General features: G+C 36.4%; 15 protein-coding genes, 1 tRNA gene and 1 pseudogene. 7 read left to right on the top strand and 10 right to left on the bottom strand.

What is annotated here, in order from left to right; translation table 11 throughout:
- Window positions 1–62 precede the first annotated feature (62 nt).
- The 5 genes from ABJ974_RS08565 (at window position 63) to ABJ974_RS08545 (ending at window position 9,796) form a co-directional block, all read left to right on the top strand.
- Window positions 63–2,186: a type VI secretion system Vgr family protein gene (locus ABJ974_RS08565; RefSeq protein WP_419867826.1), complete on the top strand. Its 2,124-nt coding sequence runs from the start codon at window positions 63–65 to the stop codon at window positions 2,184–2,186.
- Between the two features lie 9 nt (window positions 2,187–2,195).
- Entirely contained in the window at window positions 2,196–3,449 is a 1,254-nt protein-coding gene (locus tag ABJ974_RS08560; RefSeq protein ID WP_419867825.1) for a tetratricopeptide repeat protein, read from the top strand.
- A gap of 25 nt (window positions 3,450–3,474) precedes the next feature.
- Window positions 3,475–8,214, top strand: coding sequence for an RHS repeat-associated core domain-containing protein (locus ABJ974_RS08555; RefSeq protein WP_419867824.1), 4,740 nt, complete (start codon window positions 3,475–3,477; stop codon window positions 8,212–8,214).
- Between the two features lie 3 nt (window positions 8,215–8,217).
- Window positions 8,218–9,051 carry a hypothetical protein gene (locus ABJ974_RS08550; protein WP_419867823.1) on the top strand — a complete coding sequence of 278 codons (834 nt, stop codon included), beginning with the start codon at window positions 8,218–8,220 and terminating at the stop codon, window positions 9,049–9,051.
- A 184-nt stretch (window positions 9,052–9,235) separates the two neighbouring features.
- On the top strand, window positions 9,236–9,796 hold the full coding sequence (locus ABJ974_RS08545; protein WP_419867822.1) for a hypothetical protein: 561 nt from the start codon (window positions 9,236–9,238) through the stop codon (window positions 9,794–9,796).
- A 294-nt stretch (window positions 9,797–10,090) separates the two neighbouring features.
- Here ABJ974_RS08545 and ABJ974_RS08540 read toward each other — a convergent pair whose 3' ends face one another.
- From ABJ974_RS08540 to uvrA, 4 genes are all read right to left on the bottom strand, one after another.
- Complete coding sequence (locus tag ABJ974_RS08540; RefSeq protein ID WP_419867821.1) at window positions 10,091–10,630, bottom strand: DUF6705 family protein; 540 nt, start codon at window positions 10,628–10,630, stop codon at window positions 10,091–10,093.
- Between the two features lie 14 nt (window positions 10,631–10,644).
- Window positions 10,645–11,976, bottom strand: coding sequence for a hypothetical protein (locus ABJ974_RS08535; RefSeq protein WP_419867820.1), 1,332 nt, complete (start codon window positions 11,974–11,976; stop codon window positions 10,645–10,647).
- Window positions 11,977–12,310: 334 nt separating this feature from the next.
- Window positions 12,311–12,382 (bottom strand) — tRNA-Arg (locus ABJ974_RS08530).
- Between the two features lie 377 nt (window positions 12,383–12,759).
- Window positions 12,760–15,552 (bottom strand): excinuclease ABC subunit UvrA, encoded by a 2,793-nt coding sequence (gene uvrA, locus ABJ974_RS08525; protein ID WP_419867819.1) that lies wholly within the window; start codon window positions 15,550–15,552, stop codon window positions 12,760–12,762.
- Between the two features lie 420 nt (window positions 15,553–15,972).
- On the opposite strand from uvrA, the gene ABJ974_RS08520 reads away from it, so the two are divergent.
- Both ABJ974_RS08520 and ABJ974_RS08515 read left to right on the top strand, forming a co-directional pair.
- Window positions 15,973–17,784 carry a TonB-dependent receptor plug domain-containing protein gene (locus ABJ974_RS08520; protein ID WP_419867818.1) on the top strand — a complete coding sequence of 604 codons (1,812 nt, stop codon included), beginning with the start codon at window positions 15,973–15,975 and terminating at the stop codon, window positions 17,782–17,784.
- A gap of 52 nt (window positions 17,785–17,836) precedes the next feature.
- Window positions 17,837–18,553: a DUF2490 domain-containing protein gene (locus tag ABJ974_RS08515; RefSeq protein ID WP_419867817.1), complete on the top strand. Its 717-nt coding sequence runs from the start codon at window positions 17,837–17,839 to the stop codon at window positions 18,551–18,553.
- Here the strand turns inward: ABJ974_RS08515 and ABJ974_RS08510 are convergent.
- The 6 genes and pseudogenes from ABJ974_RS08510 to ABJ974_RS08485 all read right to left on the bottom strand — a co-directional run bounded on the left by ABJ974_RS08510 (window position 18,550) and on the right by ABJ974_RS08485 (window position 25,314).
- Window positions 18,550–18,996, bottom strand: a complete 447-nt coding sequence (locus ABJ974_RS08510) for a phosphohydrolase (protein WP_419867816.1) — start codon at window positions 18,994–18,996, stop codon at window positions 18,550–18,552. The two genes, ABJ974_RS08515 and ABJ974_RS08510, sit on opposite strands and share 4 nt — an antisense overlap.
- 123 nt (window positions 18,997–19,119) lie before the next feature.
- Window positions 19,120–19,383, bottom strand: a complete 264-nt coding sequence (locus ABJ974_RS08505) for a hypothetical protein (RefSeq protein ID WP_419867815.1) — start codon at window positions 19,381–19,383, stop codon at window positions 19,120–19,122.
- 88 nt (window positions 19,384–19,471) lie between these two features.
- On the bottom strand, window positions 19,472–21,247 hold the full coding sequence (locus ABJ974_RS08500; protein ID WP_419867814.1) for an acyl-CoA dehydrogenase family protein: 1,776 nt from the start codon (window positions 21,245–21,247) through the stop codon (window positions 19,472–19,474).
- A 53-nt stretch (window positions 21,248–21,300) separates the two neighbouring features.
- Window positions 21,301–22,479: a thiolase family protein gene (locus ABJ974_RS08495; protein WP_419867813.1), complete on the bottom strand. Its 1,179-nt coding sequence runs from the start codon at window positions 22,477–22,479 to the stop codon at window positions 21,301–21,303.
- A gap of 48 nt (window positions 22,480–22,527) precedes the next feature.
- Window positions 22,528–22,841 (bottom strand): annotated as a pseudogene (locus tag ABJ974_RS08490) (four helix bundle protein).
- Window positions 22,842–22,920: 79 nt separating this feature from the next.
- Window positions 22,921–25,314 (bottom strand): 3-hydroxyacyl-CoA dehydrogenase/enoyl-CoA hydratase family protein, encoded by a 2,394-nt coding sequence (locus ABJ974_RS08485; protein ID WP_419867812.1) that lies wholly within the window; start codon window positions 25,312–25,314, stop codon window positions 22,921–22,923.

Here is a 25,314-nt window from a genome sequence, read left to right as displayed (position 1 = left end):
TCAGAATTTGTACAAGCATCTACGGATGATAATAGCTGGTAAATTTATAAATACTAAAAATCATGTTCCAAAATAATAAATTAACAAAACAAAAGGTTTCGGGAGGAACACAGGATCTAAAAAATGCCGTTACATCAAAGGTAGCTGATGAGACCGGCAAAAAAATGCAGAAAATAGATGAGAAGATAAATAAAGCACAGGACTATACAAAAGCTTTACAGAATACTTCCGGGATGTTTATGAATCAGAGTATGCAGATAAATAATCCCATAATGAAAGATGATAAATTATGGTCCAACCAGCCTACTTCCAAAATTTTCAATGCAGCCTCCATTCCTACCAGTCAGGTGTTAGGGATAAACAGAGTAGTAAAACTGGAGATCATTATTGATGGAAGAGTAATAACACACTTTAAGCATTTCAGTCTCAATCAGAGTACGGTAAAGCATCATAGTTTTAGCCTTATCCTTGCTCATGATGTTTTAGGAAGTGCAGAAAATCATAATTTGGAAGAATCTCAAAGCTTTTTAGGGAAAAGAATAACTGTCATTTTCAAATATAAAGATGTTGAAGACAGTCCTGAACGGAATTTTGTGGGTGTTATTACTGAAGTAGGTTTCAGCCAGGATAAAGGAAGTCTGGGAAATATAGTGCTTACCGGTTCCAGCCCTACCGTTCTTCTAGATGCGGCACCACACATCCAAAGTTTCGGAGGAGGTCAGGAAATCAGCCTGAACAGCATTGCCGACCAGGTGATCAGGGAGGGACTGGGTGAAAATCAATTTGATTTCAGGGTAGATGCGCAGTATGGAAATGTATCTTACAGCTCCCAGTATGAAGAAACTCACTATAATTATTTGGCGAGAATTGCCGAAGCATACGGAGAACAGTTTTTTTATGATGGAGAAGTACTTCATTTCGGAAAGCTTCCTCCCACAGAACAGCCTGTAAAGCTTACCTATGGAAGCAGTGTCAATGATGTTAAGGTCAAAATGAAAGCCCAACATGTCAATCCTACTTTCTATGGCTATAACAGCAGTAAAAATGAGAAGTTGACAACAGGGAGCTCAAAGATCACTCATGTATCGGATATTGCTAAAAGAGCCTATGAGATTTCAGAAAAGACATTTACAACACCTTCGTTGAGAGTAGCTCCTATAAAGGCTTCATCATTTATGGATGTAGACTCCTCCCAGAAAGGAACTGCAGGCAGTAAGGCGGTGAGCGTTTTCATTACTTCCGGAAGTACTACGGTACCTTTTTTATATCCGGGGTGTATAGCGGATGTAGAAATGCGTAAAACCGATACTAATGAAACTTCTTATTTTACCAAGCTTATGATTACAGAAGTAAGTCATGAGGTGGATGCAAGGGGATATTATACCGGTAATTTTGAAGCTATAGCAGCAGATACTGGATTTATTCCCCGTCCGGAATTTCATTTTCCCAAAGCCGATGCACAATTTGCAAAAGTAATTTCCAACAGTGATCCTTCCAACCAGGGCAGGGTACAGGTTCAGTTTGACTGGCAAAACGGGACGAGTACAACAGAATTTATCCGGGTAATGACTCCAGATGGCGGAGGAAGTGAGAAAGTCAGCAAGAATCGTGGATTTATGGCCATCCCCGAAGTCGGTGATCAGGTTGCCGTAAATTTTGCACATCAACATCCGGACAGACCTTTTGTAATGGGAGGAATGTTCCATGGAGGTGTTGGAGGAGGTGGAGGAACCGGAAACAATACTAAAAGTTTGAGCAGTAAAAGCGGACATATCATCAGCCTTGATGACGGAGGTGGAATGACCGTAAAGGATAAAGACCAGAACTCTGTTTTTCTGGATGGAGCGGGAAACATACGTGTGGACAGCAAAATTTCTATCACCCTGGCATGTGGAGACAGTGTTATTTTTATGGATAAAGATGGAAATATCATGATTAAAGGAAAAGAAATTATGGTACAGGGCACTAATATAGGGGTGGCAGGGACATCAAGCATCGGAATTGGAGTAGGACCCGAAGATGGAGATCCCACTTCCGGAATTGGTATTGAATCCAGTACCTTAGATGTAGGAACCACTACACTTTCGATGGGTGCAAAAACAGAGGCCAATCTGAGCAGTGCAAAAATCAATATCGGAGGAGGAAATGAAACCAATATAGTAAGCGGGACCGTAAAACTGAATTAATTTAAAACTATGAATCCTGTAGATCTGGAGTTGGTGAAATTGAAAAGACAATGGCAGAATGTTGTCAAACTGAATGAAGATAAGCCCATGTTTATTTGCCTTGGTGAGAAACATGAAACCGATCTTTTTGATGGTTTTATAAAATCAAGGCTGTCTGAAGATTATGATGGTGAGGATATTTTTTTAATTCATTACCAGGAATTTAACGGCATGTCCACTTTCGGACAAGCTTTGTTTGAAGAATGGAAAGAATACTATGAAATGCTGGAAAAAAGCGAGAAAGATACACCGCAATGGAAACTGGAAACCCGGGATAATCAATTTAAAACGGATGCCTATAAAGCTTTTTTCCCGTTATTGGATTTGAAGAGAAATTTTCCCCGTATTAAAGATTCCAAGATCTATTTGTACATCGCTCCCGTCAGGATAAATGAAATTAAAGAATTATCAATTTGGATGAAAGAATGGTGCGAAATCTGTGTGGACTCAGGAACTCAGGATATAAAACTTGTCTGGACAGAACACCATACGTATAAAACGTTACCGGAAAATTCACACGCACACAGTTTCAGAGTGAACGTTGATATTCATCAGCTGATGCAAAATACAGCGGCTCATACCAATCGTAAGAAAAATAGTTTAGATACTGATTTTCAGCAGCAGATTTTAACAGCCAGCAATCACTTAAGTAAAGGAAGATACAAGGAAGCGGAACTTTCATTGAAAGCAGCTGTAAAATTGGGTAAAGAACAAAAAAATAAACAAGGTGAGATATCAGCTTATTTCATGCTAACCCAGGCATATATAGCTGATCGGAAAAAAGAAAAAGCAGAAGATACTTTTCAAACCATATTTAAAGAGGTTGATCCCAATTCTCCACTGGAAGTTCAAATGTATATGAATTACGGAAGCTATCTGCTCGGAAATTCAAAAAAGGAAAAAGCAGAGCAGGCTTTTGAAAAAGCCGCGGAGGTAGCACAGGAAATTGGGGAATATGCAATGGCCATAGAATGCTACAGAATTGTCGGATCATTAAACGACCACATTTTAAGTAAAAATAAAATGATTGAATATTTTGAAAAATGCCTCGACATTGCAAAGTTAATGGAACCTTCAGCACGGGAATCAAGCAGTTTAAAATTTGTAGCATCCATGCTGTTCATCAAATATGAAGGTGACAACAATAAAAAAACAACATTGAATAACGAAATGAAAAATTATTTTGGTGAAGATTGGAAGGTGAGTGTGGAGCAGCCAAAATAGGTTTACAACTCAATTTAAAATTATCATGGCGGATCAGAGTAAAAAAATAAAAAAGATAAAGGTTGCAAAGCCAGATATGAATCCGGACCGGTCTTTAAAGGTAAATGCCGACGTCACTTCTTTCAGCATGGATAAAACGACTCAAGGCTGGAAAAACGGAATGAAGAATAATTTAAACTCACTGAATCCAATGGGTGGAGACGGTGAGGAGTCACAATCAGGTGGTAGCGGCAGTGGAGGAGGAACTTCTGTAACAGCGGAAACAGCAGCCCCACAAAGTAAAATTAAATTAATCAAGGTTAATACTCCTGCTATTGCTCCCACAGCAGTTCAGCATACGAGCAAGCATTTTGACATTGTTTTGGCCATTGATATACACTGGACCCTGATCCCGCCCCCACCTTCTTTTATGTTGATTCCATTACCATTACCACATCCTTTTATCGGGATAGTTTTCGATGTAATGGATTATATTCATTTTACAATTCCGGTTCCCCAATTTATCAGAAATATAAAACCGGATCTTCCCGAAGGAATTCCCATGGGGGGATCAATATATGTTCACGGAAGACATAAAGCTACCACCACTACAAGTGTGATGGGAGTTTTGATCCCTTTCAGACATATTACTTCATTAATTCCGGTTTATCTCATTCCTTTTCCGCAGGAAGCTCCGCATGAGGGAGAAGTTTATTACGGTGCCCAAACCGTTTTAGGACAGGGAAGTAAAATGAGTGGGGACCAGCCCCAGCAGGTCCTCACTTGTATGGGATTACCTTTCGGAATGACAATGTTGCCCGCAATGCCCGATAAACCGAAGAAAAATCCATTGGCTTATTTTGCTTTTTATAATAATTTTTCAAGTTTATATATTCAGATTAATACAGGGGGACCTGTGTTGGTGGGAGGAGCTTTTGTTCCCCACGTATATACGCCGGGTGAAATGCTAATGCGTTTTGCAGGAATGGCTTTAATGAGAGGGTTAACGAAAGGTTTAGGGAAAATTGTTACAAAATTCAATCACTTTCTACAAGGCAAATTTGGTAAGAACAATCCTGTTTCACGGGCCTTATGTAAAGTAGGCCTGGAGCCTGTTAATTTTGCATCTGGAGCAATGTTGTTTGAATGGGATGACTTTCAGATTGAAGGCGGTACACCATTTACATGGACGAATATTTGGTATAGTGACAGGCCTTATACCAAAGGAATGCTCGGCAACGGAATTTTTAATTCTCATGATTTGTATATTGTTCCGGATGAAGAAAATGAGATAGCAGCCTGGATCCACCCTAAAGAACTGCAGCCGATGCCTATTCCTGTTCCGCCTGTGGGAGAAGAATTAAACTATTTCAGAAGTCAGAAGATCTGGCAGTACCGTCCCAATAACAATATTTGGATCATCAGGAAAGGAACCGACATTTATACTTACCAGCGCTTTCATCACATAACGGAAGGAAGTATTTTTAAGGTAATTCATATTGAATACGGAGACGGAACCGTCAGGGAATATGATTATCAGGATCGGAATATTGTTTTAAAAAGCATTAAAGATGTTAAAAGCGGTGTAAGTATAGAAACCACGATTCATCCTGAATTAAAAAAAGTTACCGAAGTTTATTATTGCTATAAAAATCAGAGAGAGCTGCAGGTCCGTTATAATTATGATGAACGGGGAAATCTTACCCACGTCTGGGATATTCATAAAAAAGCTATCATTTTCGAATATGATGAAGAAAACAGAGTCATAAAAAGAACCAACAGAAACGAAATGAACTACCAATGGGAATACGACCAAAAAGGTCGTGTAGTTCATACACGCGGATTGGAAGGCTTTATGGAAGGCTTTTTACAGTATAATGATGAAGAAGGCTACACTGAAGTCATTTATCCACGGCAAAACAATAAAACAGAAAGATATTATTACGACGAAAATTTTTTAGTATACAGGCAAGTAGATGGTGAAGGCGGAGAAACCTGGTACGATTATACTTCGCACAATGAATTAAAGATGATAGGAACTCCGGAAGGAAGAGTTCAGGGATATACCTATGATGAATGGGGAAATATTAAAATTTTCCATACTCCGGATGGAGAGGAATACCACTATCATTACAATGAATTCGGACAGATTACTGCGCGGTTCTCTCCCTCCGGAACCTCGGAAACCTGGACCTATGATGAAGAAGGAAGGCTATTAACCTATACCGATCCCACAGAAGCCAAGATTGATTATCAATATTTAAATTATGAAAAACTTCCTGAGAGCAGTAAAAAACAGGAGGTTGAAACACATTATGAATACAATAACAGAAATCAGATTACCAGATTAACCACCAATACCGGAGGTGAACAATACTGGAAATACGACGAATACGGAAGGCTATTGGTCTTTAGTCCGAAGCCTCTTGTCAAAACTCTCGTTAATAGAGATAAGATGGGAAGAGCTATTGAGATTAAGGAAAACGGGCAGTTACCATTAAAAATCCGTTATGATGCATATGATCTGCCTATCTATGCTACAGACGGAAGGGCCGAATGGCTCATGAGCTATACTCCGATGGGTAGCCTGAGACGCCAGGTCAGAAGAAATGCTTTAACCTTTAAAAAAGAAGAAACCCTTGTTTTTGGTTACAATGCCTATGAAAATCTGATGAGCATTACCAATGAAAAAGGTGAAGTTTATCACTTTGAAAGAGATAACAATGACAATATTATTGGGGAAACCGGTTTTGACGGACAGAAAAAGTTCTTTATAAGAGATAAGGACGGACTGGTGACCCAATCCCGGAATGCACAGGGGAAAAATATTTTTTATGAATATGATTTGGGAGGAAGGCTCACGCAGACACATTATCCAGACGGAACCTGGGAAGCTTATCAGTATGATACTTCCGGAATGCTGATTAAGGCAGATAACCAAAACAGCAGCGTTGATTTTCAAAGAAATAAATTAGGACAGGTTACCAGCGAAAGACAAGGGGAATATACCATTAATTACGAATATGATGAACAGGGAAATCTGATCGGCCTAAAAAGCAGCTTAGGAGCAGAAATCGATTATGCCTATAATGATCTTGGTCAGCTTAAAAATGTAACAGCTGCTACAAAAGATCTTCATCAACCCTGGCAGATGAATCTTGAGATCTCAGAAAACGGACAATTATTTTCCCGGGAAATGACCGGAGGTATTGAGAGTGTCTTTGAGTTCGATCATATCGGGATGCCAGTAAGTCAGAAAGTAGTGGTTAATAAAAGCAGTACCACTTTCCATAGAGATTATCACTGGGCCTCCGGAAGCCGTTTGCAGCAGGTATTGGACCGTGTTACGGGCGGAAGGACAAAATTCGATTATGATGCTTTCGGAAGTCTTGTGGCGGCACAGTATTCCAATGGAGAAGTACAATATAAAAATCCAGATGAAACAGGCTGTCTATACGAAAGCGGAAAACGAACAGACCGGATTTATGATAAAGGCGGAAAACTGATGCGAGATAAAAACTGGTTTTATCATTATGATGAGGAGGGGAACTTATTGCTGAAGAGTAAAAGACCGATCAATAACAGTACATCGCAAAAGAAAGAAGAAATACAGACCCATCCTTACTATAAATCCATTGCAGAAGACTGGTTGAATGAGCCGAAATTCCGTGATCAGAATACTTTGCCTAACATTAATAAAGATTATCCAGTTGAAATTCAAAATCAGGAATGGGAATCGGGAGACTGGGCCTATTTCTGGAATGCGAACGGAATGCTGGCAAAAGTAAGACGTCCGGATGGAAAGGAAATAAGTTTTGAGTATGATGCATTGGGAAGAAGAATTTCAAAAATTGGTCTGAATAAAATAACTCGGTATATTTGGGATGGTAACATTCTTCTGCATGAATGGAGCTATAATGTTGAGCAAGAGCCTAAAACTTTTGTGAATGATGATGGGGATGTTATTGTTGGAAAAGAACCTGTGGAGAATATAGTGACTTGGGTATATGACATGCAAGGATATACTCCAATAGCGAAATTTATTAATGATACAAAATATTCTATATTAAGCGATTATTTAGGAACACCAATTCAGGCTTTTGATGAAACTGGGAAATTGATTTGGGAAAGAGAGCTTAATATCTACGGGAATACAAGAACAGAAAAAGGAGATTTTAATTTTATACCATTCCAATATCAAGGACAGTATTATGATCCTGAAATTGATTTAAATTATAATAGATTTCGCTATTATGATCTTGATTCGGGTGTTTATATTAATAAGGATCCGATTGGAGTATTAGGAGGGTTTGGACTATATAATTATGTAAAAGATACCAATGTTTTGTTGGATATATTAGGTCTATTGCCTAATAATACTGCAATTGGGGACATGGCAGAGGGAGATTTTGTAGATGGATTAAAAAAAAGAGGCTGGAATGTTTATGCAGAAATTAAAAATGGATCTCAAAATGGAATTGATGTGGTTGCGCAACATCCTTTAACAAAGAAGGTACATGTATTTGAAGTAAAAGCAAATACTTCAAGATTAAGCGTTTTGCAAAAAGGAGATGATTATATTCAAAATATTTTAGATGAAATAAGAAATAAAGGTACATTAAGAGGACAAAGGGTAGATCCTTCAATGATAAGAACTGCAAATATTATAGATAGAGATATAAGAACTCATGGAATTGAAGGAAGGTTAATAAAGTATAAAGTAGATAGATCAACTGGTGATACTACAATGACAAGAATGAGTAAGTGGTCACAAAAATATAGATAAAATATGGAGCATAAAAAAATAATAGCTGAGTTTAAAAAAGAGATTAATAAAATAAAAAAAGAAGTTGTAAATCAGGGAGAAATCGATCAGTATTTCGATCTGATAAAGCAAAGTATTCAGGATGATATTAAAGATGGATTTAAAGAGACAATTGCCAGAAATCTAACTTTGGGAATAGGGTTTCATTCAGGAGAATATCCTAAGCATCTTATTCTGAATGATCAAAATGAAGGTTGGAAATATATTACTCGCTATTTACTTTGGCAGAAACATATTTTACAAAAACTTTTTATTTATAAAGAAGTTACCCCTAGATCTGTAGGCTGTATTATAGGATTGTCACTTCTTTGGAACATGTCAGATCTTGCTAAATTATCAAAAGATTATTTTCAATTATTATTTGAAGACGATAGAGAAAAATATAAAAAAAAAGAAACTCACCATTTGTTTTTAGCCATTTTATATGATTTGCATGAGACAAAAGAGATAAATCAACAATTATATTCAGCTTTACCTGACGAAAATATCTATAAAAGGTTTTTAAATAATTGGAAAACAACAGATGAAAAATTATTAAGTAGTTTGCTTTTTGAGATATGTGATTTTCATATTTATAGTTCGTTAGATTTAAAAGATAAATTTTCTGAGATTCTTTCATTAAACTATATTCCGTATGAAATTAAATTAATCGAAAGAATAAGAAAAGAGCAAGGGTTACTTACTGTAAAAATAGATCATCCATTGCTTGAAACTCAATTAGCAGAAATTCCTGCAACAGCTTACGAATGGGATTTATCTAAGGATGAAGTTTATCAGTATTTGTTAAAGAGGGAGTAGTGGATCTGTAAGTGATTATAAAGAGATTTTAATATTCTAAAATCTCAGTAGTAGAATAAAGAAATGTAAGCATTTAAAAGATACTTTATGATTTAAAGTGAATATTTATTGTCAGAAAATAAAATTACAATACAAAAATTCTGATACAATTCTGGTTAAATAATGCTTAATAGATCCGATAATAATGAATGAAATTTTTGAAAACTTCAGCTGTAAAAGCTGGCTTTTAATTAAAAAAGATGAAGTAAGCTCTTTTATAGAAGATTTTGCCCTCATTAAAATAAAGGAAAATAATAAATGGATTGAGATCAATGAAAGTAATGAATCAAGTGATTTGACTATTACCGAGTCTGCTGGGGATTATGTAATTATAGAGGGCAAATTACTGGAAAATTATGGTAAAAAGTTATGTGAAGAGTTTTCTGCAAAGCATAATACCGTATTGTTCAATATGACCATAGATATATGGATTCCTTATATGTTTTATGAATTTTATAAAGGGGGAAAACTAATCAGGAGAATAGAATATGATTTGGATTTAGATGAAAATGAAGTTTCTTCCGGGGAGGTGGGAGAAAAGCAAGGTTTTGAAGACAATGTAAAATATACACCGGATTCAACAGTAGGCTATGATGATTTTTTTTATCCGCTCTATCTTATGAATAATCTTGATATTAAAATGTCAGATATTAGAGAATTAATGAACAAAAAATCTACATTGTATTCTATTAACTACAACTTTTAAATATAATATTCTTAAAAGAATAAGATATCAATAATGAGCAAATTCAAAAATTTAGAATGGGAAGCCAAATATTAAAATTTATAGGGGAATATGAATTATAAAAAATTTAGAGACTTAAAAGAATATATTAAACATTTACAAGAAAAAAACCAATCTTTAAAGGAAGAAATTCAAACCTTAAAAATAAAATACATACCTGATGAGTGCGTTTTTTATTTTTATATTTAAGTTCTGCCGATTATACTTCCAATATAATTTTAAAAATAATAAATGCTCCAAATAAGGAGCATTTATTTATTGTTTTGTTAGAATAATATTTTTGGGTAAAGAAATTGACCAATCAAAAGGAGTTTTCCCGGGGATATTAAGGCGCATTCCTTCATAGTTTTTAATACTTATTAATTTTATGTGGTTAGAATCTATATACTCTATCTGCGCATCAACACTTTTGTTTTTTGATAAATGCTGAATACCTAATTTAATTTGTTTTGGATTCTGTTTATATCCCATACTAAAAAGAGAATACTTTTTATCATTAAGTGGAGTGTTAATGTATTGTATATTACTTTCGATTATTGACCCATTTACAATGTATTCGTGCCAACCGTATAATACATCTCCATATAAATCCATATTTATTGGAATCTTTACATTATCCTTTTTCAAAACTATTTTGAATAAACTTCCATTCTCTTCCCATTTCCATGTTCCAACAAATTTATCAATATCGTTATTCAAAATATTATCTCCATTTTTAGGATAGCTTTCCTGAGCATAACAATGGCATAGTACACCGCTTATTATTAATATACAAAGTTTTAATATTGTTTTCATATTTTGTTTAAGTTTTAAGGACAGTTTTGTGTTATAATATTTCCGTTAGAATCTTTCGTTAATAACCCCCAGTTTTGCATATTATTATCTCCTTTCAAAATTGCTAAACCGGTATTATTGGCATTTAAATAGTTGTAAAATGATTTTTCATTTCCAGCAGATGTATTATTTGGATCAATTCCATAAATGTTATATACATGCTCATAAGCATTCAACATTACTTCATCAAATACATTTCCTTCAAATAAATTTGCAGCAAAAGCTCCAAACTTTATGGGATCATCTATTATTATCATATATTGAGTACCAGAAGCTGTTACGACTCCAATAATGAAACTATTCATATCTGCTATTAATCCTTGTTTATAAAGTTCGGCAATTGCAAATATATCGGAAACAGAGAATATGGATAGTAATCCTGTATAATGACTATGTATAAATCCATTTACAGGAGTATTCACATTAAAATCTATACCAGCAGATCCTGTTGCTCCTTGTATAAGACTACCATTTATATCAATTCCATTTTTAGTAAGTATATATCCATACTCTGAACTTTCTCCTGTTTTAGTTTTTAGATTGGACATTAAAGATTTTGTAGTATCATTTTTTCCGATGGATTTCATTTTTAAACAAGGGTTAATATTGAGTTCCGGCAGACCGCCACCTCCTCCATCAAGATTGCCATCCATACAGTTTTCATAAATGGAACAACCTCCTGATGTCCCTCCGCTTCCACCTGATGGCAGACCATTGCCGTTTCCTCCGGATTTTGGAACGGAGATAATGATCGTATCAATGTCGCAGGCAGGATAACCCGGAAAACCGCATGCATATTTATTTAAACTGTTATTTACTGTACTTTTCAGATATTGTGTTGTAAATAAACTTAAGATTTTAGAATAATTCTTTTCATCAGAAGACATTTCGTAAAATTCTACAAAAGTTTCTTCATCTTTTAAAGCAGCAACCATTATACCTGAAACATGATAATTCTTAATTAAAGGAAAAAGAACATACTTTTCTCCTTTATCCGTGGTAAATTCCTGAGATCGAATATTAAATTCTATATACCCGTCTGAGATGGTTTCCGATTTACTAAAAGACCTTTTCATAGTCTTTGCCGTATAGCTGACACTATAAAGGCTGTCGTATCTTTCCATCAGGGTTTTAAAACCGTCTGCATAATCTACCGTTCTTCCGCCTTGTTCAGAAAATACCTGAAACTTGTTAGAGGTGTATTTTTCATCTTGACTTTTAATATAGTCATCTTCTGAGCTACAGGAATGAAATGTAAATAAAGATATGGCTACGAGGAATAACCAGGGAATAATTTTTTTCCTCATGTTTGTTAGTTTTTTTTGTGTTAAATATAATACAAATTTATTATATCCCAAATATGTGAAAATTAATAGATTAAAAATTACGGATTCCCGTAATACTAAGTGAAAATTTTTATAATATGGTTTTATTGTAAATGGAGTAAAATAAGGTATTTTTATTTTCCCAACTTTGTTTTATCTTCAATGTAATTTCCTATCATCAAATACATGCATTACCATCAATGATATTCCACGAAATTAATTTTAAATTCTATTACAAAGTTGAAGCTGATTTAATGTTTTGGGGGTACTTTTGGGGGTGGATGGTTGTTAATCCCTTTTAAATAAAGTTGAATTGTAGCCCCACCAGGGATCGAACCTGGATCTAAAGTTTAGGAAACTTCTATTCTATCCATTGAACTATGGGGCCGGAAAAATAATTCCCAAATTTATTAATTAATTGGAAAATAATAAAGGCTTACATGAAAGAATCCGCTCTTTAGGAACGGATTCAGTAGATAAAACATCTCATTTTTTTAATTAGACAACAATAAAAAGCACAGCCGACAATGCTGTGCTTAAATTTTTATTTCAAATTTAATTGCGACTTCAAAACTGAAAAAAGCAAAAATTGTTTCCACTTTGTTTATAAATACATAGTAAATGTAGGAAATAATTTAATACAAAATATGAATTAAATGTTAAAGTTAACAAGTTTTCCACATTTTTCTGTGGATAAGTCCATCCTACACTTTTCGATTGAATTTTATTTATAAAAAATAGAGGGTTGATAAACCCTCCATTGTATTATTCTTCCAGCTTTTCTTTAATGTATTTTGCTGTATGGGACTTCTTATTTTTGGCCAGATCTTCCGGAGTTCCGGTAAAGACTACTTCGCCACCATGTTTTCCAGCTTCCGGACCGATGTCGATAATATAATCAGCGGACTTAATGATATCCGGCTGGTGTTCAATAACTATTACGGAATGTCCCAAATCGATCAGTGCCTGTAAAGACTTTAATAATTTTTGAATATCATGGAAATGTAATCCCGTAGAAGGTTCATCAAAAATAAAAAGGGTTTTATCGGTAGTAACTCCTTTTACTAGAAAAGAGGCAAGCTTCACACGTTGCGCCTCACCACCGGAAAGGGTAGAAGAGCTTTGACCCAGCTGAAGATATCCTAAACCTACTTCCTGTAAAGGTTTTAATTTTGTTACGATTTTATCTTCCTTATTTTCAGTAAAGAATTCCAAGGCTTCATCTACCGTCATATGTAAAATGTCGGAGATATTCTTTTCATCAAATTTTACTTCCAGTATTTCCTGCTTAAACCGGGTGCCTTTACATACTTCACATTCAAGTTCTATATCGGCCATAAACTGCATGGAAACGTTAATTACGCCTTCACCTTTACACTCATCACATCTTCCTCCGTCCACGTTGAATGAAAAATGCTTTGGCTTATAACCCATCATTTTGGCTACTTTCTGCTTTGCAAAAAGATCCCGTATATCATCATAGGCCTTTAAATAGGTTACAGGGTTGGAACGTGATGATTTTCCAATAGGGTTCTGATCAATAAGCTCTATATTTTTGATCAGTTTTTTAGGAAACTCTACTGAATCATATTCTCCCTTTTTTCCACCCATTCCCAATTGGATCTGAATATCATTCGTAAGAACTTCTTTCATTAAGGTAGATTTACCGCTTCCTGAGATACCGGAAATAACCACTAAGCTTTCCAGAGGTACGTCTACATCAATATTCTTCAGGTTATTTTGTCTTGCTCCTTTAATATATATCCACTCTTTAGGCTTTCTGCGCTTTTCCGGAACTTCAATCTTTAATCTACCCGTCAGATACTTTGAAGTCAATGTATCGGCATCTTTCAAATGCTTATAATCTCCGGCAAAAACCAGTTCTCCACCGAGATATCCAGCTTCAGGACCTATATCAATAATATAATCTGCAGCTTTCATCACATCTTCATCATGTTCCACTACAATAACTGTATTTCCCAGGTCCCGAAGGTTTTTTAAAACTTCAATTAAATTTTCAGTGTCCCTCGAATGCAGTCCTATGGAAGGCTCATCCAAAATATAAATGGATCCTACCAGCGAACTTCCTAAGCTGGTGGCGAGATTAATTCTTTGACTTTCTCCCCCGGAGAGGGTATTGGATGTCCGGTTTAATGTCAGATATCCTAATCCGACCTTTAATAAAAACTCTAAACGAGTTGTAATTTCATAAAGAAGCCTTTTCGCGACATCCTGATCATATTGAGATAACTGTAAGCCTTTGATTAAAGGAAAAAGCTCATCCAGTGGCAGCTCAATAAGTGATTGTATGTTGTGTCCGTCGATTTTCACCCAGCAGGTTTCCTCTCTTAATCTGAGTCCTTCGCACGTCGGGCAAAGGGTTTTACCTCTGTACCGGGAGAGCATAACACGGTATTGGATCTTGTAAAGATTTTCTTCAAGCATTTTGAAGAAATTATTGATGGAAGGGAAACTGCTTTTTCCGTCACCTTTCCAAAGAAAATTTCTCTGCTCTTTGTTCAGTTGGTGATAAGGTTTATGAATAGGAAAGTCCCCGGCTTTTTTAATAAAGGATTTTTTCCATTCGCTCATGCTTTCCCCTCTCCAGGAAGCTACGGCATCTTCATAAACGGACAACGCTTTATTAGGCACTACAAGGTCTTCATCTATTCCGATCACTTTACCATACCCTTCACAGGTTGGGCATGCTCCATAAGGATTATTAAAGCTGAAAAAATGAACATTAGGCTCTAAAAACTCAATTCCGTCAAGTTCAAATTTATTGGAAAACTCACGGATCTTTCCGGTTTCAACGTTTTTAAGTGAGCAGTAACCTCTTCCTTCATAGAAGGCCATCTGTATGGAATCTGCCAGCCTTTGAAGAAAATTTTCATCTTCTTCGTAAGAAAAACGGTCAATAACGAGGTTGATAACCATTCCTTTTTCGGGAGTGAATCCAAAACTTTCCAGGTCTTCAATTCCTGCCACGTTTCCGTTAATTTCAAGGCGGGTAAATCCGGCTAACTTTAAAACATTCAGCGTTTCACCAAAGTTAGCGGAATCATATTCCAAAGGAGATGTTAAAAGGAAAGAAGCATCTTTTTCAGACTCTTTAATGAAATCTACAACGTCGGATACCGAATCTTTTTTTACTTCTTCACCGGAAACAGGAGAATAGGTCTTTCCGATCCTGGCAAATAAAAGTTTAAGATAATCATAAATTTCAGTGGAAGTACCGACCGTAGACCGCGGATTGGAGGATATGACTTTCTGTTGTATGGCAATAGAAGGAGCCAATCCTTTAATATCATCCACCTTGGGTTTCTCCAATTTTCCTAAAAACTGGCGTGCGTAAGAGCTAAGGCTCTCTACATACCGTCTTTGTCCCTCCGCATAAATAGTGTCGAAAGCCAGAGATGATTTCCCGCTTCCGGACACTCCCGTAATAACGATAAGTTTATTTTTAGGAATTAGTACATCAATGTGTTTCAGGTTGTTAAGGTGTGCATTCTTTACAAAAACCTGTTTTTTTATATCTATATCTGTAGTCAAAGCCATAGTAAAATTAAGACTAACAAAATTACGAATTTATACGGAGTATTACATAGGAGATGAGATATAAATTATCAATAAAAATTCCAAGGTGTACAGCAAAAAATAATAGAAAATACAGAATGAGGTTATAAGGGTCAAGAAGACTTGTAGAGCTGGTTTATAAATTTTTGCGATTTATGATTTTTGCTATTGTTTTATATTTTAATTTTTTTTAAAATTGTATTCATAAATATGTAATGTAGAAATGAGAAAGTTATTCAGAGATCTTGTTACACATTTAATGAGAAAAAGATAAGAAATTACTTCCCAAAAAAAGATGCAGAAAACCCTGCATCTTTTTTTATTCATGATATTAATCATTTTCTAGTTTTAAATTTCTCCATTACATTTGAAACCCTAAAAAAAGTATAAAATAATTACTGTATGGTAAAAAAAATAGGAAGTATATTTTTCCTGAGTTTTCTGATCTCTTTTCAGGCACAGGAAAAAACAGATGATTTGGAAACTATTGAGATTCAGGGTAAAATAATTTCGACCCCTTATAAAAGTGCCAATCAAAATATAACTATTATTACCAGGAAGGAAATTATAAATTCTCCAGCGAAAAGTATCGACGAGATTCTTCAGCAGATTCCCGGAATGGATATAAGAAGAAGGGGAGCCAATGGAGTTCAGAGTGATATAGGATTTCGGGGAAGTTCATTTGAGCAGGTATTGCTGTTACTTAATGGAATACGTATGAACGATTCACAAACCGGACATAATTCAATGAATGTACCGGTAGATCTTGAAGACGTTGAAAGAATTGAAGTGATCAAAGGTCCTGCGGCAAGAAGGTTCGGACAAAATGCCTATGCGGGTGCCATCAATATTATTACCAGGGTTAACCCCGGAAAAAGAGTAAAGATCAGTGCGGAAGGTGGAGATTATGAATCGTATGGTTTAGGGATCAACGCTCAGATAGGGAATGACAAGTTTTCACAGTCACTTCAGGCCAACTCAAACAGCTCACAGGGATATATGTACAATACGGATTATGAGATCCGGAATGTTTTCTATCAAGGTAAGCTCAATATAAAAGATGGAAATATTCATTTTCAGGCGGGATTTTCAGAAAAGAAATTCGGGGCAAACGGATTTTATTCATCTCCGGCTGCTAAAGATCAGTATGAAGAGACTCAGGCTTCTATTGTGAGCATGGCTTATCAGCAAACATTCGGGAAGCTCAGGCTCAATTCCAATATGTACTGGAGAAGAGGACAGGATATGTATGAATATGTAAGAAACAAGCCTGAAATTTACAGGAACATGCATATCGGAAATAATATAGGCGGTGAAGTGAATTCCAGCTATACTTGGAGACTGGGAATTACAGGAATAGGAGTGGAGTTGAGAAAAGAATTTTTGGCAAGCAATAATCTCGGGGACCGGGAGCGTTTTGTGTCACAGGTTTTCTTCGAGCATCATTTTTCTTTACTGGATAAAAAGCTTACCATTTCTCCGGGAATCTCCTGGGCTAATTATTCTAATGAAGGCAATTTCTTCTATCCGGGATTAGATGTAGGTTATCATTTCAATTCCCATCATAAGGTATATGGAAATATTGCCAAAGTACACAGGGTTCCTACTTTTACAGATTTATATTATTCAAGTAAAACAGAACAGGGCAACGTTAACCTTGTACCTGAAGATGCGGTCTATACGGAGATTGGTTATCAATACCAAAATAAAAACCTTCTGGCCAAGGTAAGCGGATTTTTGAGAAATTCTGATAATGCCATTGACTGGACGAAACATTCTCTGGAAGACCCGATATGGTATGCCCAGAACGTAGGAAAAATAGAAACCAAAGGGATTGAAATAGAGTGGAACCATCAATTGATCCACTGGCTTAAATATTCATTGGGATATACTTATCTAGATAATTCCTTTAAGCAGTCCGGTGAATTTGTATCACGCTATGTGCTGGATAATTTGAAGCATCAGTTTATTGCCAAGCTGGAAACACGTTTTTTAAACCATTTCACGAATGAGCTGGTCTACCGGTATAATGACCGTTTGAACTTGGGAAGCTATAATTTGCTGGATGAAAAAATAAGTTTTAAGCAAAAAGATTTTACATTTTATGTTCTTGTTAACAATCTCACAAATACTCACTATACGGAGGCTTTTGGTGTAATGATGCCCCAAAGATGGTTTCATATAGGGTTTTCTTATACTATTAATATTAACTAATCTTAACATTGGGCTTCAGCAGAATAACCGTAATTTTGCAGAAATTTTTTTCATGCGGATTTTTTTTAGTTTCGGTTTATTATTCTGTATTGTCTTCTCTTATGCACAAGATCACATTGCAGGTTTTAATTCCCTCACCTTAACTTATAAAGTTCATCCTAAATTTTTCCTTTATGCAGAAGGTCAGCTACGTGCCATCGAAGATTACACTTACCCTGATTATTATGAAATTAAAGGGGGAATAGGGTATAACCTTACAAAAAACCATAAGCCTTTCATAGGATTAGGAAGATATGTAACTTATAAGGACAAGCGGTTAGGTAAAGAGGAATTCAGAATTTGGCTTCAGGACGTTATAGACGTTAAAAAAGGAATTGTAAAATTCGAAAACCGCTTTCGTGCCGAACAGAGCTGGTTTTATGAGCCTAAAACAGATACCCATTCTACAAGAAACCGTTTCCGCTACCGCCTGAACATTACCGTTCCTTTAAATGCTAAAAAGGTAGAGCCGGGAACAGTCTTTGCGAATGCCTATGATGAAGTATTCTTTGTGACTCCTATGAAGCCTACATTTGCCCGAAACAGGGTATATGGCGGATTCGGATATCAGATCGACGAAAACTTCGGGATTGCTACAGGGTACTTATGGCAGCGTGAGTTTGAAGCTTCCGGAAATAAGAATTATCATTTCATCTACCTGGCTCTGAATATTAATATTGATGGTACGGACCATCATAGCAAAAGCTACGATTTCCCGGGCGCGGATTAATACTTCTCAATCAAATAGCGGTAAGCCTTTAAATACTTGTTAAATCTCTTAATATCCTTAGGGGTAAGTTCTCTGTTGACTCTTCTGAGGTCCATATTATCACGGAGGTCATTCAGTTTTACAGCTACGGCAAGAGGGGAGCGTTCCGTTCTTTTTATGAAATCATCATAATCTTCATCGGGATCAAATTTGGTCAGGCAGCTGATGGCAAAAATGATATATTCCGGAAAGCCTTCCTGCCTTAAATAAGCCAGACTGAATTCAGAAGGGTGATCTTCCACCACATCATGTAATACGCCTACGATCTTCTCATCAATAGTTTTACCATATCCCATTACACGCATTACATGGGCAATATAAGGAGCATGATACTTATCTGTTTGACCTTTGTGTGCCTTATCGGCAATCTTTATCGCTTTATTGAGTAGTTCTTCTTTTGTCATCCCGTTAGGAAAAATAAGCGCAAAAATAAAAAAATGTCCCCGATTTTTGGAACATTTTGAATGGGTTATTTTAAATATATTTTAATATTTCCGGATTTTTATTCCATGAGTCCGGGAATGAGGTTATTTTTCTTTTGGCTTTTCCGGAGGCGTCGCATTCATTATTTTGTATTCGGGATGTTTCTTTTTGGGTTCTTTGAGTCCTGAATAAATGGAATCTTTAGGTTTGGCAACAGGCATTTTTTCCATATTTCCTGCTCTGTTTTCATTCAGGTTTTTATGCATTTTCGTCTTGATAGTATCATGCTTTTTAAAACGTAAGCTGTCTTTCTTTTGTGCCCAAGCCATGGATGAGAGACAAAAAAGGCTCAATAATATTATTTTCATGAGGAAATTTTTATTAAAATTAATCATTTTATCTTAAAAAAAAATGCCCCGGATGGGGGCACTTGTCAAATTTATGTTTGAAGGTTTATTAATAAGAACCTTTATCAATATAATGTGCTGCAATCTTTTCAGTTAATGCAACTACATTAGGATGATTGGTATATTTCGTGAATCTTCTTAATCCTGAAAGCATCATTCTCTGCTCATCACCTTCTGCAAAGGACACAATTCCCTCTTTCGCCGCAACGATGATTTTTTCTACCGCTTTATAAAGATTAAGCTGAGCCATTGCTGCTTCAACGGAATCAGGGCTGAAGTGTTTCTCCACTCTCAGAACCGTAGATTCTGCCATATAAATCTGGTTCAGGATTTCTGAAGCATTCAGCAATAAGTGCTGCTGCTTTTCAATCTCAGTCATGTATTTCTGAAGGGCAGCTCCGGAAACCATTAAAAATACTTTTTTAAGGTTGGCAATAATTGCTTTTTCCTCACTCATAAATTCAGAATAATCAGGAGTTTCAAAAGAAGGAATACCCATTAATTCTTTACTGATAGCCATTGCAGGAGATAATAAGTCCAGTTCACCTTTCATGGCTCTCTTAATAAGCATACCTACCGATAATAATCTGTTGATCTCATTAGTTCCCTCATATATCCTGGAAATTCTTGAATCTCTCCATGCGGATTCCATTGGAGTATCTTCAGAGAAGCCCATTCCTCCGTATACCTGAATTCCTTCATCAGCGGTATGCTGAGCTAAATCGGAAACAAATACTTTAAGAATAGAACATTCTACTGCAAATTCTTCAACACCTTTCAATTCCGCAGCCTGGTGGTCTAAACCTCCGGCTACCAGTTCATCTATTTTATCCTGAACATCTTTAGCCGCTCTGTAAGATCCTGCTTCACTTACAAAAATTCCGGTAGTCATTTCCGCAATCTTTTTTCTGATAGCTCCGAATGTGGAGATAGAAACTCCAAACTGCTTTCTTTCATTGGCATACTGGATAGAGTGGTTGGCAATTCTTCTCTGTGCATCCAGACATGCTGCTGCCAGTTTAATACGTCCCACATTAAGTGCATTCAAGGCGATTTTGAAACCGTTATTTCTTTCTCCTAAAAGATTTTCAACAGGAATTTTCATATCATTAAAGAAAACCTGACGGGTAGAGGAAGCACGGATCCCTAATTTATGCTCTTCTTCCCCAAAAGTAAGACTTTCAGGATTTTCAAGCTCAGAACGATTGATCACAAATCCTGTGATATTTTTATCGTCATCTATTTTAGCGAACAAAGTAAACGTATCTGCAAAACCTGCATTGGAGATCCACATTTTTTGTCCGTTAATGATATAGTGTTTTCCGTCTTCTGATAATTTAGCCCTTGTTTTTCCCGAGTTGGCGTCAGATCCTGCATCCGGCTCTGTAAGGCAGTAAGCTCCGAACTTAGTTCCTGTTGCTAAATCAGGTAGGTATTTTTTCTTTTGTTCTTCTGTACCATACAGAACGATAGGTAATGTTCCGATTCCGGTATGAGCTCCATAAGCTGTTGCTAATGAACCGGTAGCTCCGGAAAGGTAATCACAAGCTAACATCGTAGTTACGAACCCCATTCCTAAACCTCCGTATTCTTCCGGAACAGAAATTCCAAGCATTCCCATTTCACCAAGCTTACGCATTGTTTCTTCCGTTAATGCATAATCTTTCTTTTCAAAACGTTCCTTTTGGGGAACCACTTCTCTATCTATAAATTCTTTGGCTGAATCACGAAGCATTTTTTGCTCTTCATTCAGTTCTTCAATACTAAAAATTTCACTTGCAGGAGTTTCTTTAATTAAAAACTCTCCACCCTTTAATGTAGCCATATATATTTTTTTTATTTATGATTTGTAATGCTGTACTTTCTGCGAGTACATTTTTAAAGTAATTCAAAAATACTTGCTGCTCCCTGTCCTGTTCCTACGCACATAGTAACCATTCCATATTTATTACCCCGTTTTCTCATTTCATCCAGAAGCTGAACCGTAAGTTTTGTTCCTGTGCATCCAAGTGGGTGACCCAAAGCAATGGCACCACCATTTACATTCAGGATTTCAGGATTAAGGTCTAATTCTTTTTTAATAGCAACTGATTGAGAGGCAAAGGCTTCATTCAGTTCAATTAAATCAATATCCTTAAGTTCCAGACCTGCCTGCTTCAGTGCTTTTGGAATAGCGTATACGGGACCCATTCCCATAATTCTAGGTTCAAGTCCTGCTGCTGCATAAGATACCAATCTTGCTTCCGGCTCCAATCCTAATTCCTTCACCATTTCCTCACTCATTACGATTACAAATGCGGCACCATCACTCATCTGTGATGAATTTCCTGCAGTTACGCTCCCTCCATTGGCAAATACGGGTCTCAGCTTACTTAATCCTTCAATACTTGTGTCTTTTCTTGGTCCTTCATCTACAGTGAAATCAAATTTCTTGGTCTGAATCTTCTGATTTTCATCCAGGAAAGTGTATTCTACCGGAACAGGGACAATCTGGTTGGCAAATCTTCCTTCCTGATTAGCTTTTAAGGCTTTCATATGGGATTCAAAAGCAAACTGGTCCTGTTCTTCTCTGCTGATATTATATTGTTTAGCTACTTCTTCAGCCGTATATCCCATTCCCCAATAATAATCAGGGTTTGTTTTTGCGATATCGGTCTCAGGAACAGGCTTATACCCACCCATAGGGATGAAAGACATACTTTCCGTACCTCCTGCGATGATACAGTCTGCCATTCCTGCCTGAATTTTTGCAGAAGCAATGGCTATAGCCTCACTTCCCGAAGCACAATACCTGTTTACGGTAACTCCCGGAACTTTATCCGTGTTGAGCCCCATAAGAGATATTAAACGTGCTACATTCAATCCTTGTTCAGCTTCTGGCATTGCATTTCCTACGATAAGGTCATCAATTCTGTTTTTGTCCAGTTGCGGAACATCTGCCATCAGCTTTTCGATAACTGTAGCAGCCATTACATCAGGTCTTGTAAACCTTAAACTTCCTTTTGGCGCTTTACCAACGGCAGTTCTGTAACCTTTTATTATATATGCTGTCTTCATTTTTGTAAAATGTATTATGTACAAAGTAAAATGTACAGTGTACGATGTTTATTTGGAATAATTTTGTTTTAATTTAATTATCATATTTTGAATATGTCTGATGTCGTTCATTAGTAAATTAAAATCATCTTCCTTCATGAAATTCAAATTATTGGCAATAATTACTTGTGTCTCAAATTCGAAAGAGGATCCTAATGCAATGTTTAAAAATTGACAAAATGAGGGGCAGTATCTCTTCCTGCTCCTTCTGCAATATTTGAGGGGATAGAATAGAGACTTCTTCGTGACTGGGACGTCAATCCGAATAATTCATCCTGAGGAAATTTTTTAGAAATAAGATAATAGTGTTTACAAAGCTCCATTGATTTTTTCCAAACTTCCAATTCTCTAAAATTATGCATTGTCAATACTTTTTAAATTATACAACCGACATTATACAAATTAATTCCTCAATGGCTTTCCATTCTGTAGCATGTACTGAATTCTCTCCAATGTTTTTCTTTCTCCGCAAAGGGATAAGAAGGTTTCTCTTTCAAGGTTTAATAAATACTGCTCTGTAACTACTGTTTCTTCGGAAAGGTTTCCTCCGACCATTACATAGGCTAATTTATCAGCGATTTTCTTATCATGCTCAGAAATATAATTTCCTGTTAACATCTGGTCTGTTCCTACGTAGAACATTCCTAATGCGTCTTTACCTAAAACTTTTACTCTCTGTTCAATAGGTTGGGTATATCCTTGTTCCGCTAAAAGTTTAGCCACTTTTTTGGCTTCTGCAATCTGTCTGTTTTTGCTTACGGAAACGATATCTTTACCTTTTTCAAGGATTCCCATATCATAGGCTTCGTAGGCAGATGTCGCCACTTTACCCATGGCAATATTCATGAAAGCATCACGGAGCCTGTTGTTTTTTACATCGTCTTTATGAAATTCTCTGGAAGTTCTTAGGGTCAATTCTTTAGTACCCCCACCACCAGGAATTACACCCACTCCGGTTTCTACCAGTCCGATGTAGGTTTCTGCTGCTGCTACCACCCGGTCTGCATGCATGGTCATTTCACAGCCTCCTCCCAGCGTCATTCCGTGAGGTGCTACTACTACAGGAACAGATGAGTAACGAACTCTCATCATGGATTTCTGGAAGTAAGCGATAGCCATATTCAAATCATCCCAATCCTGCTCGATAGCCATCATTAGGATCATTGCTAAATTGGCGCCCACAGAGAAATTAGATCCCTGATTTCCTACAACCAGTCCGTCGTATTCTTTTTCGGTTAAGTCGATAGCTCTGTTTAATCCGTCAAGGACTTCTCCTCCTAAAGAGTTCATTTTTGAACGGATCTCAAAGTTGATGATACCATCTCCAAGGTCTTCAATGGCAGAACCCGAATTGCTCCAGAGGGTTTTATTTTTTCTGATATTATCAAGGATAATAAAGGCATCCTGTCCTGGAATATTATTGTAGTTCCCTGAATTTTTATCAAAGAATATACTTTGGCCTTCTTCATTTACTTTATAGAAAGTTTCCACGTTTTTAACCCAGTCTGAAACTTCATATCCTGCATCTTTGGCCAGTTCAATTCCTTTCTGAACTCCTATGGCATCCCAGATCTCAAACGGTCCGTTTTCCCATCCGAAACCGGCTCTCATCGCATCATCGATTTTATAGACTTCATCTGAAATTTCAGGAACTTTATGAGAAACATAGGCAAACAAAGCCCCGAATGATTTTCTGTATAATTCTCCCGCTTTGTCTTTTCCTCCGATTAAAACTTTAAATCTGTCAATCGGTTTATCAATAGATTTCGTTAATTCGAGGGTAGGGAAGGAAGCTTTACCCTGAAGCTCATAATCAAGTGTATCCAGGTTCAGTCCGTGAATTTCGGATTTTCCTTCTGCATTTTTAACTTTCTTATAGAATCCCTGGTTGGTTTTGGAACCCAGCCATTTATTATCCATCATGGTCTGGATATAATCCGGAAGCTCAAATACATTATTGAAATTGTTGGCTTCGGCACCGCTCTGACGAACTCCGTTAGCCACCATCACCAATGTATCTAATCCTACCACATCAGCAGTTCTGAAAGTAGCTGATTTAGGACGTCCTATTACCGGACCTGTCAGTTTATCCACTTCGGAAACGGTAAGTCCTAATTTCTTCACGTTATGAAGAAGATCCATCATGGAAAAGACTCCGATTCTGTTAGCGATAAAGGCTGGAGTATCTTTGGCAAGAACCGTTGTTTTTCCTAAGAATTTAGCTCCATAATTCATGTAGAAATCTACAATTTCAGGATCTGTATCCTGAGTCGGAATAATTTCTAAAAGAGGAAGATATCTTACAGGGTTGAAGAAGTGCGTACCTGCAAAATATTTTTTGAAATCGTCACTTCTGCCTTCTGTTAATAAATGAATAGGAATACCGGATGTATTAGAAGAAATTAAAGTTCCCGGTTTTCTGAACTGTTCTATCTTTTCATATACTGATTTTTTGATGTCCAGTCTTTCAACTACTACTTCGATAATCCAATCAGTATTTTTTATTTTTTGTAAATCGTCGTCAAAGTTTCCTACTTTAATTCTGTCTGCAAATTTTGGTGAATAGAGCAGTGCAGGACTTGCTTTTTTCAGTTTTTCAAAGTTTTCGGCAGCGATTCTGTTTCTTACTGCTTTATCTTCTTTGGTCAAACCTTTTTTTTGTTCAGCTTCAGTTAATTCAAACGGAACAATATCCAACAGCAAAACTTCAACGCCAATATTGGCAAAGTGAGCTGCAATACCGCTTCCCATTATTCCTGAACCGAGAACCGTTACATGTTTGATTCTTCTTTTCAT

This window comes from Chryseobacterium sp. CT-SW4 (assembly GCF_048572715.1).
In the GTDB taxonomy this organism is placed as follows: domain Bacteria; phylum Bacteroidota; class Bacteroidia; order Flavobacteriales; family Weeksellaceae; genus Chryseobacterium.
Note: the sequence above shows the minus strand (reverse complement) of the source record. Positions and strands in the feature narration are given on the sequence as shown.

Excerpts from the sequence above, each read along its gene's own strand:
- ABJ974_RS08565 (WP_419867826.1), top strand. The coding sequence starts at position 63 with ATGTTCCAAAATAATAAATTAACAAAACAAAAGGTTTCGGGAGGAACA.
- ABJ974_RS08560 (WP_419867825.1), top strand. The coding sequence starts at position 2,196 with ATGAATCCTGTAGATCTGGAGTTGGTGAAATTGAAAAGACAATGGCAG.
- ABJ974_RS08555 (WP_419867824.1), top strand. The coding sequence starts at position 3,475 with ATGGCGGATCAGAGTAAAAAAATAAAAAAGATAAAGGTTGCAAAGCCA.
- ABJ974_RS08550 (WP_419867823.1), top strand. The coding sequence starts at position 8,218 with ATGGAGCATAAAAAAATAATAGCTGAGTTTAAAAAAGAGATTAATAAA.
- ABJ974_RS08545 (WP_419867822.1), top strand. The coding sequence starts at position 9,236 with ATGAATGAAATTTTTGAAAACTTCAGCTGTAAAAGCTGGCTTTTAATT.
- ABJ974_RS08540 (WP_419867821.1), bottom strand. The coding sequence starts at position 10,630 with ATGAAAACAATATTAAAACTTTGTATATTAATAATAAGCGGTGTACTA.
- ABJ974_RS08535 (WP_419867820.1), bottom strand. The coding sequence starts at position 11,976 with ATGAGGAAAAAAATTATTCCCTGGTTATTCCTCGTAGCCATATCTTTA.
- uvrA (WP_419867819.1), bottom strand. The coding sequence starts at position 15,552 with ATGGCTTTGACTACAGATATAGATATAAAAAAACAGGTTTTTGTAAAG.
- ABJ974_RS08520 (WP_419867818.1), top strand. The coding sequence starts at position 15,973 with ATGGTAAAAAAAATAGGAAGTATATTTTTCCTGAGTTTTCTGATCTCT.
- ABJ974_RS08515 (WP_419867817.1), top strand. The coding sequence starts at position 17,837 with ATGCGGATTTTTTTTAGTTTCGGTTTATTATTCTGTATTGTCTTCTCT.
- ABJ974_RS08510 (WP_419867816.1), bottom strand. The coding sequence starts at position 18,996 with ATGACAAAAGAAGAACTACTCAATAAAGCGATAAAGATTGCCGATAAG.
- ABJ974_RS08505 (WP_419867815.1), bottom strand. The coding sequence starts at position 19,383 with ATGAAAATAATATTATTGAGCCTTTTTTGTCTCTCATCCATGGCTTGG.
- ABJ974_RS08500 (WP_419867814.1), bottom strand. The coding sequence starts at position 21,247 with ATGGCTACATTAAAGGGTGGAGAGTTTTTAATTAAAGAAACTCCTGCA.
- ABJ974_RS08495 (WP_419867813.1), bottom strand. The coding sequence starts at position 22,479 with ATGAAGACAGCATATATAATAAAAGGTTACAGAACTGCCGTTGGTAAA.
- ABJ974_RS08485 (WP_419867812.1), bottom strand. The coding sequence starts at position 25,314 with ATGAAAAGAAGAATCAAACATGTAACGGTTCTCGGTTCAGGAATAATG.